General features: G+C 64.8%; 14 protein-coding genes. 9 read left to right on the forward strand and 5 right to left on the reverse strand.

Annotation, left to right across the window (positions count from 1 at the left end; all coding sequences use genetic code 11):
* Positions 1 to 2: 2 nt before the first annotated feature.
* From G0Q01_RS26830 to G0Q01_RS12515, 5 genes are read right to left on the reverse strand one after another with little or no spacing between them, the layout of a single operon-like run.
* The gene (locus tag G0Q01_RS26830; protein ID WP_164213466.1) at positions 3 to 707 is read right to left on the reverse strand and encodes an ABC transporter ATP-binding protein; all 705 of its coding nucleotides are present in this window, start codon (positions 705 to 707) and stop codon (positions 3 to 5) included.
* Positions 700 to 1,431, reverse strand: a complete 732-nt coding sequence (locus G0Q01_RS12500; RefSeq protein ID WP_164213467.1) for an ATP-binding cassette domain-containing protein — start codon at positions 1,429 to 1,431, stop codon at positions 700 to 702. The genes G0Q01_RS26830 and G0Q01_RS12500 overlap by 8 nt, the downstream gene beginning before the upstream one ends.
* A complete protein-coding gene (locus tag G0Q01_RS12505; RefSeq protein ID WP_164213468.1) occupies positions 1,428 to 2,432 on the reverse strand; it encodes a branched-chain amino acid ABC transporter permease in 1,005 nt (334 codons plus the stop codon). Before G0Q01_RS12505 ends, G0Q01_RS12500 begins: the two co-directional genes overlap by 4 nt.
* A complete protein-coding gene (locus G0Q01_RS12510) occupies positions 2,432 to 3,301 on the reverse strand; it encodes a branched-chain amino acid ABC transporter permease (protein ID WP_164213469.1) in 870 nt (289 codons plus the stop codon). Before G0Q01_RS12510 ends, G0Q01_RS12505 begins: the two co-directional genes overlap by 1 nt.
* A gap of 9 nt (positions 3,302 to 3,310) precedes the next feature.
* Positions 3,311 to 4,537: a transporter substrate-binding protein gene (locus G0Q01_RS12515; protein WP_164213470.1), complete on the reverse strand. Its 1,227-nt coding sequence runs from the start codon at positions 4,535 to 4,537 to the stop codon at positions 3,311 to 3,313.
* Positions 4,538 to 4,958: 421 nt separating this feature from the next.
* Between G0Q01_RS12515 and G0Q01_RS12520 the strand changes: the two genes are divergently transcribed.
* From G0Q01_RS12520 to G0Q01_RS12560, 9 genes are all read left to right on the forward strand, one after another.
* Complete coding sequence (locus G0Q01_RS12520) at positions 4,959 to 5,576, forward strand: TetR/AcrR family transcriptional regulator (RefSeq protein ID WP_159099741.1); 618 nt, start codon at positions 4,959 to 4,961, stop codon at positions 5,574 to 5,576.
* 263 nt (positions 5,577 to 5,839) lie between these two features.
* Entirely contained in the window at positions 5,840 to 6,817 is a 978-nt protein-coding gene (locus G0Q01_RS12525) for a TRAP transporter substrate-binding protein (protein ID WP_164213471.1), read from the forward strand.
* A gap of 70 nt (positions 6,818 to 6,887) precedes the next feature.
* Entirely contained in the window at positions 6,888 to 7,412 is a 525-nt protein-coding gene (locus G0Q01_RS12530; RefSeq protein WP_164213472.1) for a TRAP transporter small permease subunit, read from the forward strand.
* 23 nt (positions 7,413 to 7,435) lie between these two features.
* Positions 7,436 to 8,746: a TRAP transporter large permease gene (locus G0Q01_RS12535; protein ID WP_164213473.1), complete on the forward strand. Its 1,311-nt coding sequence runs from the start codon at positions 7,436 to 7,438 to the stop codon at positions 8,744 to 8,746.
* 4 nt (positions 8,747 to 8,750) lie between these two features.
* Positions 8,751 to 9,233 (forward strand): GAF domain-containing protein, encoded by a 483-nt coding sequence (locus tag G0Q01_RS12540; RefSeq protein WP_164213474.1) that lies wholly within the window; start codon positions 8,751 to 8,753, stop codon positions 9,231 to 9,233.
* A gap of 20 nt (positions 9,234 to 9,253) precedes the next feature.
* On the forward strand, positions 9,254 to 10,489 hold the full coding sequence (locus tag G0Q01_RS12545; RefSeq protein WP_164213475.1) for an amidohydrolase family protein: 1,236 nt from the start codon (positions 9,254 to 9,256) through the stop codon (positions 10,487 to 10,489).
* Between the two features lie 72 nt (positions 10,490 to 10,561).
* Positions 10,562 to 11,680, forward strand: coding sequence for a C4-dicarboxylate TRAP transporter substrate-binding protein (locus G0Q01_RS12550; RefSeq protein WP_164213476.1), 1,119 nt, complete (start codon positions 10,562 to 10,564; stop codon positions 11,678 to 11,680).
* Between the two features lie 73 nt (positions 11,681 to 11,753).
* Positions 11,754 to 12,239 (forward strand): TRAP transporter small permease subunit, encoded by a 486-nt coding sequence (locus G0Q01_RS12555; protein WP_164213477.1) that lies wholly within the window; start codon positions 11,754 to 11,756, stop codon positions 12,237 to 12,239.
* A 21-nt stretch (positions 12,240 to 12,260) separates the two neighbouring features.
* Entirely contained in the window at positions 12,261 to 13,568 is a 1,308-nt protein-coding gene (locus G0Q01_RS12560) for a TRAP transporter large permease (protein ID WP_164213478.1), read from the forward strand.
* Positions 13,569 to 13,590 lie beyond the last annotated feature (22 nt).

Here is a 13,590-nt window from a genome sequence, read left to right on the forward strand (position 1 = left end):
CTCTAGCCTTCAATCCCAATGAATGTCTTGGCGTCCTCTGTGGAACCGGGCGCCTTCGGGTCGATCGTCCGCACGATGCTGCCCTTGTCGATGGCGAGAACCCGGTCACAGATCTGCCAGAGGAAATCGATGTCCTGCTCGACAAGGATGATCGACAGTCCGCGGTTGCGGCGCAGTTCGATCAACACGTCGATGATCTCGTCGCAGATCGACGGCTGGATGCCTTCGGTCGGCTCGTCGAGCAGGATCAGGTCGGGCCGTCCGCACAGGCAGCGTGCCAGCGCCAGAAGCTGCTGCTCGCCGCCAGACAACATGCCCGCCTGCCGGTCGAGCAGCCGCACGAGCCGTGGGAACAGTTGCAGCACCTTTTCGATTTGCGCGGTTGCCGTGCCGAAATCTTTGACGCAGCCCATGCGGAGGTTTTCGCGAACGCTGAGCGCCTTGAAAAGCTGCTTGCCCTGCGGCACGTAGCCGATCCCCGCGCGTGCCCGCATGCGGGTCGGTGCCTTGGTGATGTCCGCGCCGGACTTCGCGATGCGGCCCTGCCATGCTGGCAGTTCGCCCATGATCGCGCGCAGCAGTGTCGTCTTCCCCATGCCGTTGCGGCCAAGAAAGCCGACACATTCCGCCGCGCCGATCTCCAGATGCAGATCGCGCAGCACGGGAACCCTTCCGTAGCCGGAACTCAGACCGTTAATATCAAGCATCGGCCGTCTCCTTTCTACCCAGGTAGGCGGCGCGGACCTGCGGGTCCTTCGCAACCTTCTGGAAACTGCCTTCCGCGATGACCTCGCCCTGCTCGAAGACGGTGACGCGCTCGCCGATCATGCGGATGAAATCCATGTCGTGCTCCACCACGATCACCGCGCTGTGCTGGGTGATCTCGCGGATGATCTCCACGGTCTTGACGCTTTCGCTATGGGTCATGCCGGCCGCCGGCTCATCGAGCAGCGCGACCGCCGGCCGCGATGCGAGGATCTGCCCCAGTTCGACCCATTGACGCTGGCCATGCGCCAGCTCGGCGCAGGACCGATCACGCAGATCGGCAAGCCCGATCCGCTCGAGCACCTCGTCGACCCGCGCGCGGGTCTCGGCATGGCGGGCCTTACGGTCGACCGACAGCGCGAGGTTCTCGGCCACGGTCATGCCCTCGAACAGGCTCGGAACCTGTGTTTTGATGCCGATACCCAGCCGCGCCACCTGATAGGGCAGCAGCGACTTCAGCTCTTTGCCGCGGAACGTGACGGTGCCGCGTGTCGGTTTGTACTGGCCGCTCAGCAGGCGAAAGAAGGTAGTCTTGCCGGCGCCGTTTGGGCCGATCAGGCAGCGCAGCTCTCCGGCGCGCAGTGCGAAATCGACCGCCTTGACAGCATGCACGCCGCCAAAGCTCACGCCCAGTCCCTCGGCCTTCAGGATGACATCTTCACTCATGCGCCTGTCTCCGCGGTTGTTGTGACGGATTTGCCGGGCCGAAGCTTGCGCAGCCACGTGCCCAGCAACGGTGCGATGCCTGCGGGGACCACGAGGACAAAGAAGGTCAGCACAACGCCAAGCACGAGGTTGACCTGGATAGCCTGCTGCGCCCCGAGACGGGTCGTCGCCCATTGCAGCGCGACGCAGCCGAGGATCGGCCCAATCAGCGTGCCGCGGCCTCCGACGATGACCCAGATGATCACCTGCGCCGATTGCACCAGCGCAAAGATCGTCGGGCTGACGAAGGCCCCCCAGTTGACGAACAGGCAGCCGGCGAGCCCGGCGATCGCGCCGCCCGCCGAGAAGGTGGCCAGCTTGCTGAGCGCGACATTGTAGCCGAGCAGTTCCGCCCGGTATTCGTTCTCGCGGATCGCGATCACCACCTTGCCGGCGCGGGTGCGCAGGAACAGGCTGATGGCGACGAAACAGGCGACCAGCAGGATCAGCGACAGGCGGAAGATCGCAGTTGGATCCAGCGGGGTGCCGTCAGGCCAGGCCAGCGTGGGGATCGCGGTGATGCCGTTGAAGCCCCCCAGTTGCGCGTCGCCGATCCGGTACTGCGGGCCCGAGGTCGAGTTGATCAGGTTCATCAGGATCAGCGAGACGGCAAGGGTGATCACCCCAACGTAGATATCGCTGATGCGGCCGTAGAACATGAAATAGCCCAGCACGGCGGCAAACACGGTTGGCACCGCGATGCCGATCGCCAGCGCCAGCAGGCCGGGGCCGAAGTTGATCGCCGCCACGGCGTAGGCGTAGGCGCCGAGGCCGAAGAAGCTGGCCTGCCCGAGGCACATGATGCCGCCCTTGCCCCAGATGAACGCGAGGCTCAGCGCAAGGATGGCCATGACGGCGTAGATGGTGATCTCGTAGACCGTGTAGAGCTCGATCAGGTTCGGCAGGGCCACGCCGCCGGCGACGACGACCAGCAGGCCGAGGGTTTGAAGGGTGCGGCTCATTAGATGGACCTCCGGAAGAAGCGCCCGGTGATCCCCTGTGGCAGGATACGGATCAGAACGACGGCAGCTACCAGCAGCATCACCTCGCCGATCACCGGCGTGTAGAGGAAGGTGAACATCTGGCTCACCGTGCCGAACAGCACCGAGGCCGACAGGTTGCCCGCGATCACCGCGGCGCCGCCGCTGATCACCGTGATGAACGCCTTGGCGATATAGGTGGCGCCAATGGTGGGAATGACACCTGTAATCGGTGCCAGCGCCGCGCCGCCCAGTCCGCCGAGCGCCGCGCCAAGCGCGAAGGTCAGCGAATATACACGGCGCGGGTTACCGCCGAGGGCTGCGACCATGTCGGGGTTCTGCGTCGTGGCGCGCGCGTTGAGACCGAAGGAGGTAAACTTGAACAATGCGTAGAGCGCTGCGAACACCGCCACCGCGAGGGCGATCAGATAGATGCCGTAGCCGCTGACCGAATAGTCTCCGATGCTGACACTCGACAGTGGCGTGGAGATGCCGGTCGTGGTGTTGCCAACCAGCATGGTCATGCCGCCGATCAGCGCCAGGCTGATGCCCCAGGTCGCCAGCATAGTGTCGATCATCCGCCCGTAGAGGTGGCGGACCACCAACCATTCCAGCGCGAGGCCGAGCAGGCCGACGCAAAGCGGTGCGACGATCAGCGACGCGACCCAGAAGTTCAGCCCCGCCCAGTTGGTGGCGTAGATGGCGGTGTAGCCCCCGATCATCAGGAACTCGCCATGCGCCATGTTAATGACTTTCATCATCCCGAAGACCACTGCCAGTCCGATGCTTATGAGCACCAGGACGGCAGCGGACCCGAGGATTTCGATCGTCAGAAGGGATGCGAAATCCATTTCGACTCCTTAGAGTTCGATCACGTATTGGGTGTTGTCGTCGGGATTGGCGATCAGGTCGCAGGACATGGCGGTATCCGCCGGCGGTTGCTGCGCGAAGGTCTCGACCGGCACCAGTCCGCCATCTTGGACCCGCGCGACATGCACGTCCATGATTGTGTGATGGGTCTGCGGGTCGATCTGCACGCGGCCGCTCGGCCCATCCAGCGCGATGCCGGTCTCCAGCGCCTCGATCACCGCCATGCGCTCGGTGGTGCCGGCCTGTTCGACGCCCTTCGCCCACAGCTTGAAGCCCTGGTAGGCGCCAACGCCCAGTTCGGTGATATAAGGATAATCCGCGCCGTACATGGCGTGGAAGTCCGACACGAATGCGCGGTTGGTCGGGCTGTCGAGTTCCTGCAGATAGTTCTGGCACACCATGAAACCGTCGCATTCCGCGGGGGTGAGGATCACGTGCTCGTTGCCGCCGGCAAAGGTGGTGGACGAAAGCGGGATCTGCCCGTGCACGCCCGCCGCCTGCCACTGCCGGTAGAACGAGATATGTGCACCGCCGACCAGCGCCGACCAGACGTAGTCGGGCTTGGCGGCCTGGATCTTCGAGATCGACGTTTTGAAGTCGGTCACGTCCAGCGGGAAGAACTCGACGTCCAAGACCTCGCCGCCGTTGTCGGCGGTGAACTTGCGCACCCAGTCTGCAGTAATCTGGCCGTAGTTGTAGTCTGCTGCGACGATGTAGACCTTCTTGCCGAAGGTGTCGGACGAGTATTTCACCAGCTTCTCGACGGTCTGGCCCGGTGTCACGCCCGTAGCGAACATGTTGCGGTCGCAGACGCCGCCTTCGTATTGGTTGGCGTAGAAATACGGGGTGTTGAACTGGCGCATGATCGGTCGCAGCACCTCGCGCGAGGAGGAGGTGATGCCGCCGAACACCACGGCGGGCTTGTCGGCAAGAACGGTCTGACGGCCGAATTGCGCATACATCTGCATGTTCGATTGCGGATCGAACACCTTCAGCTCGACCTCGCGACCAAGCAGGCCCCCATTGCGGTTCTGCTCGGCCACGGCGAACTTGAGCGTGTCGACGATCGGCGTGCCATAGACATCCAGCCCACCGGACAGGTCATAGAGCGCCGAAACGGTGATGGGGGTGTTGTCCTGCGCGGCGAGGATACTCGGGCAGGCAAGGGCGGCGGTCGAGCCAAGAAGGCCCAGCGTCTGACGACGGTTGATTTTCATTTCTTAACCTCACTGATGGAACTCGCAGGTCTCCCATCAGGTCGCAGCGCCAACAGGCCGCCGGGCCGCAAGACACACGACAACTGGGGCCCGGCGCGAGCAGCCGGTGAGCGGTCGTGTAACGAAATGGGAGATGGACCAGCCATGGGCTTGGTCGAAAGGCGGCGTGACGCTGTTGGCACGCCGAAGATTCAGGCGGGATACGCCCCAAGTGGCCTTGCGATAGCAGGCACACGACGTTGTGTAAAGAGAAAGTGACAGGCGGAGACCGTCACAGTTTGTGGCACCTCCGCGTGGCTGGGTTTGCCGCCGCCTTTGACACTGCGCCCTTATCGATCAGCGACAATGCAGTCTGGAGCCATTTGCAACACCTTCGAAAACAGGTAGACCAGTTCGTAACTTCACGAACACTGGACAGAACATGAGCGATGAGGCCAAATCGCCCTCTGCCGCACGCCCGCGGCGCACGCAGGCGGAGCGATCACAGGAAACCCGCAGCAAGGTCTGCGAGGCGACGCTTCAGGCCCTCGTGGAAGTCGGCTACGAGCAGATCTCGACGACGCTGATCGCGCAGAAGGCGCAGGTGTCGCGGGGCGCGCTCACCCACCAGTTCCCGACCCGCAACGACATGCTGGTCGCCGCATTCGAGAAACTGGTTGGCGAATGGCGGGAGGGCTACCCTTTTGGGCTCGACCCCGACAAGGAGCAGCTTTCGGTCGATGAGTTGATTGACGCGCTCTGGAACAACATCTTCGCCGAGGGCCGCTACATCGCGGCGATGGAGCTCATGCTCGCCGCGCGCCAGGACAACGAGCTGGGCCACGCGCTGCGCGATATTCTGGTGTCATGGATCCGCAAGCGTGACCGCATCACCGTGCGGCTGATCGGCGGCGACGTCGACGACGCCGAGGCCGATCTGAAAGTGCAGTTGCACCTCTCGGTGCTGCGCGGAATCGCCATGCACCAGAGCTTCGATTCTGATCCGCAGACGGCGAACAAGCTGATCGATCTGTGGAAGCGGATCGCTCGGAAGGCCTAAGCCCGGAAAATCCGCAATCTTCCGGACAGGACTGCCCGTAAAATGATCTAAAGATTTTCTGGTTTATTACATAATCTTAATCCAAATTTTTCAGCTTCTTGGCGAAATTTTCGCCCCACCATTAAAATATCAGCAGGTCAAAGCTTGATTTACGAACAGCGCTGATCGCATGATGCGGACAAAGCTGTTCGTAAGTATTCGCATGCGCACCGAGCAGATTGGAGAGACCGCCCGGTCGCACGGGCCGCAACAGGGAAGATCACATGACCATCAAGACGCTTCTTGGCACCGTCGCCGGCCTCGGCCTCGCAGCCGCACCTGCGTTCGCCACCACCTGGGACCTGTCGAGCGAATATCCCGCCGGCTCGCTGCAGGGGCAGACCGCCGATTTCTTTGCCAAGGCCGTGGCCGAGAAGACCGGTGGCGACGTCGAGGTGACCGTTCACCACGGTGCGGCGCTCGGCTACAAGAGCGTTGACCATTTCGATGCGGTGGGCGACGGCGCGCTGCAGGCAGCGTCCTCGGCCTTTGTGTTCTGGACCGGCATCGACCCGATTTTCCAGCTCTCGTCGCTGCCCTTCCTCGCCCCGACCTCCGAGGACGTGCATGACCTCTACGAGCTGGCGAAGCCCGAGTACAAAAAGGTCCTCGAGGACAACAACCAGATGCTGCTGCTCGCCACGCCCTGGCCGTCCTCGGGACTCTGGGGCAACTCGGCCTTCACCTCGACCGCCGACCTCGAAGGTGTGAAGGTGCGCACCTATGACGTTGCGTCCACCGAGACGATGAAGAACGCCGGCGCCTTCCCGATCCAGATCTCCTGGGCCGACGTGCCCGCGCAGCTGTCGACAAATGCCATCGACGCCGTGCTGACCTCGCCCAACGGCGGCGTCGGCGTGCAGATGTGGGAGCTGCAGTCGAACTTCACCAACGTGAACTACGCCTCCTCGCTGCAGGCGATCCACCTCAACCTCGACGCCTGGGACGACCTGACCGAAGAGCAGCAGACCGCCGTCATGGAAGCGGCCGCAGAGGCCGAGGACTTTGGCTGGGGCCTGCTGGCGGAAGCCACCGCCGAGGATTTCGACACCATGCGAGAGAACGGCATGACGGTGACCGAGGAGATCCCTGCCGAGTTCTCGCAGGCGCTGACCGACGCGGCGCAGCCCTTCATCAACCAATGGATCGCAGACACCGGCGAGCGCGCGCAGAGCATTATGGACGCCTATAAGAGCCGTTGATTTCTCCCCGACTGGCGCGGGTGGCCCCGGTTGCCGTCCGCGCATTTTTCCGCCTTCACGGGAGTTTCGCATGACCCGCTTCTATTCCGGCGTTTTCGCCCTGTCGCGACTGGCTGCCGTGATCGCCGCATGTGCCCTGGTCTACATGGTGGGCCATATCGCCTACGAAATCATCCTGCGCAGCTTCTTCGCCACCTCAACCTTCGTGCTGGACGAATTCGTCGGCTACGCGATCAGTATCTGTGTGGTCTGGTCCCTCGGCTACGTGCTCGAACATGGTGACCTGATCCGCGTCGGCCTTGTGCTTGATCGCCTGCCGCCGCGCGCGCAGCAGCTGATGACCGCCGGGGCTGCGCTGGTGGCCTGCGCACTTTCGGCCGGGCTTGCGTGGATGTTCTGGATCCGCGTCGCGCGGGCCTGGTCGCGCGGCACCGTGTCCTCGTCGGTCGCCGCGGTGCCGACCTGGATTCCCGAGGGCGCGCTCATGCTCGGGCTCGGGCTCTTTGCGCTTGCCGCGCTCTCGCATGGGCTGCGCCACATCACCGGCCACCCGTCGCCGGCCCCCAGCACGCCCCTGGCGACCCCGGTCGAATAAGCCGCAAAACTCGGAGAGAACACATGGAAACGCTCCTGACCGCGGCCGCAACGCTGGCCTTCCTACTGCTGTTCCTCGGCCTTGGGGTCTGGGTCTTTATCTCGCTGGCCCTGGTCGCCACCACGTCACTTTTCTTCCTGCACGGGATGGATCTCTCGCGTATCGGCTCGATCGCGGCGGGGATCATCTATCGCTATTCCACCAGCTGGGAGCTCTCGGCCATCCCGATGTTCATCTGGATGGGAGAGATCATCTTCCGCACCGACATCTCGACCCGGCTGTTCCGCGGCCTCTCGCCCTTCGTCGACTATATCCCCGGCCGCCTGCTCCACACCAACGTGCTGGGATGCACGCTCTTTGCGGCGGTCTCGGGCTCGTCGCCCGCCACCACCGCGACCGTGGGCCGGATCACCACGCGCGAGCTGGGCCAGCGCGGCTATGACGACCGGCTGTCGCTGGGCTCGCTGGCAGGCGCGGGCAGCCTCGGGCTGCTGATCCCGCCGTCGATCGTGATGATCGTCTACGGGATCCTCGCCGAGCAGTCGATCTCGCGTCTCTTCGCCGCCGGCGTGCTGCCGGGGCTGATGATCACAGCGCTCTACTCGGGCTACATCATGCTGCGCGCGAAGATGAACCCCGGCCTGGTGCCGGCCGCACGCGAGCGCCGCAGCGCGATGGATTTCGTGCGCGCACTCTGGGACCTGGCGCCGCTGGTGGTGCTGATGACCATCGTGCTCGGCTCGATCTACACCGGCATCGCCACTCCCTCCGAGGCGGCCGCTGTCGGCGTGATCGCCGCCATCGCCATCGCCGCCGTCACCCGCCAGCTATCGCTCACGCTGCTGCGAGACACGCTGATGGGAGCGCTGCGCACCTCCACCATGGTCTGTTCGATCCTGATCACCGCCGCCTTCATGTCGACAGCCATCGGCTATCTGCACATCCCGGCGGACGTGGCCGACGGCATCGCGTCGCTCAACCTGCCGCCCTGGGGGCTGCTGGTGGTGCTCTCGCTCTTCTACCTCGGGCTCGGCTTTTTCCTCGACGGCACCTCGATCGTGGTGATGAGCCTGCCGATCTCGCTGCCGCTGGCCTTGCAGGCGGGCTTCGATCCGATCTGGTTCGGCGTCTACCTCGTGCTGATGGTCGAGATGGCGCAGGTGACGCCGCCGGTCGGCTTCAACCTCTTCGTGCTGCAGGGCATCTCGGGCCGCTCGATCGGCTACGTCGCCCGCGCCGCGCTACCCTTCTTCGTGCTGATGCTGGTGGGGGTCGCGCTGCTGGCCGTCTTCCCGGGCATCGCGCTCTGGCTTCCGAATTTCTTCTACGGATAAGACAATGACCTCCCCCGCAAACCGCCCGCTCGATCTCGCACCCCTGCTGCGCGCTCAGGCGCAGCTCAATCAGCCTCACACGCTCTTCCGCGCCGTCGAGCAGACCTGCCGAGCCCGCTTCGGCTTCCGCTTCCTGACCGTGCTCAGGAACCTGCCCGGCACCGGCAACGTCATGCGGATGCACAGCTCCGAGCCTGACTATCCCACAGGCGCGCTGAAACCGATGGGGCTGACCGAATGGGGCAAGGTGGTGCTCGACGGCGGGAAGTGCTGGCTAGGCAACTCGGCCGAGGACGTCCGCTGGGCCTTTCCCGACGCCGAGTTGATCCTGTCGAAGGGCTGCGAGGCCTGCGCCTGCGCCCCGGTGCTCTGGGCCGGGCGCTGCGTCGGCGTGCTGTCGCTGAACGATGCGCGCGATGCCTACAGCCGCGACGACATGGCGGACATGTCCCTCATCGCCCAAACCCTCGCACCGGCGCTGATCTGACCCCCGAAAGGACGACCAAGATGACTACCCTGCTGATCAAGAACGCCCGCATCGTCGACGGCACCTCGCACGAGCCGACCGACCCGATGCAGATCGCCATCGAGGATGGCCGCATCCGCGAAGTTGGTGCCTCTGTCACCTTCACCGCGGACGAAGAGCTCGACCTCGACGGGCTGACGGTGATGCCCGGGCTGATCGACTGCCACGTTCACACCATCGCCTCCACGGCGAACCTTGGGCTGAATGCCTCGCTGCCCTCCTCGCTGGTGGCCGCGCGTGCTGCGACGCTGATGAAGAACATGATCATGCGCGGCTTTACCACGGTGCGGGACCTCGGCGGTGCTGACCGAGGCCTGCAACTGGCCGTGGAGGAAGGTCACTTCACCGCGCCGCGCCTGGTGATCTGCGGCAAGGCCCTGAGCCAGACCGGCGGGCACACCGACTACCGCGGGCCCTACGACAACCGCGACGTCGGCTGGTACGCGCAGGCGCTCGGCACGCTGGGGCGCATCTGCGACGGCAAGCCCGAGTTGCTGCGCGCCGCGCGCGAAGAGCTGAAGGGCGGCGCGCAGTTCCTCAAGGTGATGGCGGACGGCGGCGTGTCCTCGCCCTCCGACCCGATTGGGTACCTCGTCTACTCGGTCGACGAGCTCACCGCCCTCGTCGAGGTCGCCAACGGCTTCGGCACCTATGTCTCCGCGCACCTCTACGCCGACGAGGCCATCGTGCGGGCGCTGGACTGCGGCATCACCTGCATCGAGCACGGCAATCTGATCGGGGATGAGACCATCAAGCGCGTCGCTCGCGAGGGGGCCTTCGTGGTCCCGACCAACATCACCTACGACCTGCTGGCCCGCAAGGGCGCCGAGTTCGGCCTGCCGCCGGAGTCGGTCGCCAAGGTTGCCGACGTGCGCGAGGCGGGGCTCGAGCGCGTGGTGAAGCTGCACGAAGCGGGCGTGACCATGGGCTACGGCTCGGACCTGCTGGGCGGCATGCAGACCGAGCAGTCGGGCGAGTTCCCGCTCCGCGGGCGCTACATCCCCGCCGACGCGGTGATCCGCTCGGCCACCGTGGACGCGGCCAAGGTGCTGCGCATGGAAGGCGAGGTCGGTGTGATCGCGCCCGGCGCCCATGCCGACATCATCGCGGTCGAAGGCAACCCGCTCGAGAACCTCGACCTGCTGACCGGACAGGGCGCCCACATGCCGCTCATCCTGCAGGGCGGCCGCGCGATCAAGAAGGCGGCAAGCCTCTAAATTTAAATAAAGAACATAAACTTATCCAGCGCGGGCGGTCCGAGCCGCCCGCCGACCAACTCGGAGAGAGACATGAAGAAGTTCCTGACCACCACGCTGCTCGCCGGCGTACTCGCAAGCCCTGCCCTGGCGACGGATTTCATCGCCAACACCTTCTACGACGCGCAGCATCCGCTGGCCAAATACGGCTACACCGAATGGGCCGAGATCGTTAAGGACCTATCCGGCGGCGATCTCGCCCCACAGGTCTTCACTGGCACGGTGCTGCTGGCCCCGCGCGCCACCATGCAGGGCATCCGCGACAACGTCGTGCAGGTCGGCCACCACGCCGCCATCTACACGCCCTCGGACCTGCCTGTCGCCAACGCGGTCCAGGAGCTTGGCTTCAACTATTCCGATCCGCTGGCCGCGATCTTCGCCGTGGCCGATTTCTCGATGCACAATGCCGCGCAGCTGGCGGAATGGCAGGACCAGGGGATCGTCTACCTCGGCGCCTATGCCACCCCGCCCTACATCCTGATGTGCGCCGAGCCGGTGCGCACCCTGGCCGAGCTGAAGGGTAAGCGCATCCGCACCGCCGGCTCCGCCGTCTCGGCTTGGGTCGAGGCCGCGGGCGGCACTCCGGTGAACGTGCCTTCTTCCGAGATGTACACGGGGATCGAGCGCGGCACACTCGACTGCGCCACCAACGCGGCCAACGACCTGGTGGACCGTTCGCTCATGGAAGTGGCCGAGCACACGACCCTCCTGCCCACCGGCATGTACTGGTCGGGGCCGAACTGGGGCTTCAACCCCGGCTTCTGGTCCGGCCTGACTGCCGAGCAACGCGGAGTCTTCATGCAAGCCTCGGCCCGGTCGATGGCGCGGATGATCATCAACTACACCGCACAGGCCGAAGCCGCCCTCGAGACCGCCAGGGACAAGGGCGGCAACATCTACGAGCCCGAGGCCGACCTGCTCGCCTCGGTCGAGGAGTTCCGCGCCAAGACGCTCGACGGCGTCTACGACAAGGCAACGGAAACCTACGGGCTGAGTGATGCCAAGCCGGTGATCGACGACTTCCGCGCCACGATGGATAAATGGACCGCACTCCTGGCCGAGGTCGACACCTCCGACGAGGACGCGCTGACCGAGCTCGCCATGTCCGAGATCTACGGCGACATCGACCCGGCGACCTACGGCGTCGAGTAACGTCCCCGCATCCGAACCGTCAGGGGCCCCTCACCCGGGCCCCTGTTTCCGCACGCCCCAAGGAGATGCCCCGATGCACGCCCTGATCCGCTGGACAAACCGCGCTGTCATGGCGCTCGCCTGCGCCTTCATGCTTCTCATGATGGTCCATATCACCACGGACGTGGCGGTTCGGTTCTTCTTCGACGGCCGGCTCATCGGCACGCTCGAGATCGTCTCCTACTACTACATGGTGGTGATCGTCTTCCTGTCGCTGGGCTACGTCGAGCTGCGCGGCGAGCATATCCGGGTGGATCTCTTCGCCAAGATGCTGCCGCAGACCGTGCAGCTCGGGCTCTACGTGCTGGCCTGCGCGCTGGGGCTGATCTTCTTTGGGATGCTCTTCTGGCAGTCCGCTCAGGACGCGATCAGCGCCACCCGCCGCGCCGAAGAGGCGATGAGCAACTTCACCTTCTACATCTGGCCCGCCCGCTGGGCACTGCCCTTGGGTTTCGCCGGCATCTGGCTGGCGGTGCTGTCGAACCTGCTGAAATCCGTAGCGCTGCGGCGCGCGCTGTAACCGCCGAGAGGATCTGAACCCATGAGCAATCTCGATATCGGCATTCTCGGCACCGTCGTCGCGCTAGTTCTGATCGCGCTGCGCGTGCCGATCGGCCTCTCGCTTGGCCTCGTCTCCATCGTCGGCATCTCGCAGATGTTCAACATGAGCGTCGCCTGGGGGATGATCTCGGCCACCCCCTTCGACTACGTCGGGCAATGGGAACTGTCGGCGGCGCCGATGTTCCTGCTGATGGGCTTCCTGTGTTCCTCGACCGACATGACCCGCGGCCTCTTCCTGTCGCTGCGGCTCTATCTCGCGCGGCTGCCGGGCGGGCTGGCGATCACCTCGGTCGGGGCCTGCGCCTTCTTCGCGGCGGCTTCGGGCTCGTCGGTCGCCACCGCCTCGGCCATGTCGCGCATGGCGGTGCCGGAAATGCTGAAACAGGGCTACGACAAGGGACTTGCCACCGGCACCATCGCCGCCTCGGGCACGCTGGGCTCGCTGATCCCGCCCTCGGTGCTGCTGATCCTCTACGGCGTCTACGCGCAGGTCTCGGTCGGGCAGCTCTTCATGGCGGGCTTCATTCCCGGCATTCTCTCGGCGCTGATCTACATGGCGATGATCGTCACCCGGGTGACGCTGAACCCGTCGCTGGCCGGAGAAACCCCGCCGCCGCCGACCGATGAGGAACGCCGCGAGGCGCTGCGCGACGTGTGGCCACTGCCGACACTGATTCTGCTGGTGCTGGGCGGCATCTTCTCGGGCGTCTTCTCGCCCACCGAGGCGGGCGCGCTCGGCGCCTTCTTCGCGGCGGTGATCGGGGCGCTGCGCGGCAAGCTCACCCGCGCCGCGGTGATCGAGGCAGTGACGCAGGCGGTGGTCTCCACGGGGTCGATCTTCATCATCCTGATCGGCTCGCTGTTCTTCACCCGCTTCCTCGCCCTGTCGGGCTTGCCCACGGCCTTTTCCAACGCGATCCTCTCGGTCAGCAGCGAGATCTGGTGGATCCTCTTTGCGGTAACGTTGATCTACCTGGTTCTCGGCATGCTGATCGATTCCATCGGCCTGCTGCTGCTGACCCTGCCGATCCTCGTCCCGCTGGTGCAGACCACGGGGATCGACGCGATCTGGTTCGGCATCATCATCGTCAAGCTGCTGGAGATCGGTCTTGTCACGCCGCCGATTGGGCTCAATGTCTACATGATCAACGGTGCGCTCAACAACGCTGTGACCCTGCCCGAGATCTTCCGGGGCATCTGGTGGTTCCTGCTGATGGACCTCGCGACGCTGCTGATCCTGATCCTGTTTCCGGCGCTGACGCTCTGGCTGCCCTCGCTGGCCTACTGACCCACTGACCGAAAGGACCCAC

This window comes from Salipiger sp. PrR007, assembly GCF_010499845.1.
GTDB classification, from domain to species: Bacteria; Pseudomonadota; Alphaproteobacteria; order Rhodobacterales; family Rhodobacteraceae; genus Salipiger; species Salipiger pacificus_A.

Excerpts from the sequence above, each read along its gene's own strand:
- G0Q01_RS12525 (WP_164213471.1), top strand. The coding sequence starts at position 5,840 with ATGACCATCAAGACGCTTCTTGGCACCGTCGCCGGCCTCGGCCTCGCA.
- G0Q01_RS12530 (WP_164213472.1), top strand. The coding sequence starts at position 6,888 with ATGACCCGCTTCTATTCCGGCGTTTTCGCCCTGTCGCGACTGGCTGCC.
- G0Q01_RS12505 (WP_164213468.1), bottom strand. The coding sequence starts at position 2,432 with ATGAGCCGCACCCTTCAAACCCTCGGCCTGCTGGTCGTCGTCGCCGGC.
- G0Q01_RS12515 (WP_164213470.1), bottom strand. The coding sequence starts at position 4,537 with ATGAAAATCAACCGTCGTCAGACGCTGGGCCTTCTTGGCTCGACCGCC.
- G0Q01_RS12500 (WP_164213467.1), bottom strand. The coding sequence starts at position 1,431 with ATGAGTGAAGATGTCATCCTGAAGGCCGAGGGACTGGGCGTGAGCTTT.
- G0Q01_RS12560 (WP_164213478.1), top strand. The coding sequence starts at position 12,261 with ATGAGCAATCTCGATATCGGCATTCTCGGCACCGTCGTCGCGCTAGTT.
- G0Q01_RS12550 (WP_164213476.1), top strand. The coding sequence starts at position 10,562 with ATGAAGAAGTTCCTGACCACCACGCTGCTCGCCGGCGTACTCGCAAGC.
- G0Q01_RS12555 (WP_164213477.1), top strand. The coding sequence starts at position 11,754 with ATGCACGCCCTGATCCGCTGGACAAACCGCGCTGTCATGGCGCTCGCC.
- G0Q01_RS12520 (WP_159099741.1), top strand. The coding sequence starts at position 4,959 with ATGAGCGATGAGGCCAAATCGCCCTCTGCCGCACGCCCGCGGCGCACG.
- G0Q01_RS12545 (WP_164213475.1), top strand. The coding sequence starts at position 9,254 with ATGACTACCCTGCTGATCAAGAACGCCCGCATCGTCGACGGCACCTCG.
- G0Q01_RS12535 (WP_164213473.1), top strand. The coding sequence starts at position 7,436 with ATGGAAACGCTCCTGACCGCGGCCGCAACGCTGGCCTTCCTACTGCTG.
- G0Q01_RS12540 (WP_164213474.1), top strand. The coding sequence starts at position 8,751 with ATGACCTCCCCCGCAAACCGCCCGCTCGATCTCGCACCCCTGCTGCGC.
- G0Q01_RS26830 (WP_164213466.1), bottom strand. The coding sequence starts at position 707 with ATGCTTGATATTAACGGTCTGAGTTCCGGCTACGGAAGGGTTCCCGTG.
- G0Q01_RS12510 (WP_164213469.1), bottom strand. The coding sequence starts at position 3,301 with ATGGATTTCGCATCCCTTCTGACGATCGAAATCCTCGGGTCCGCTGCC.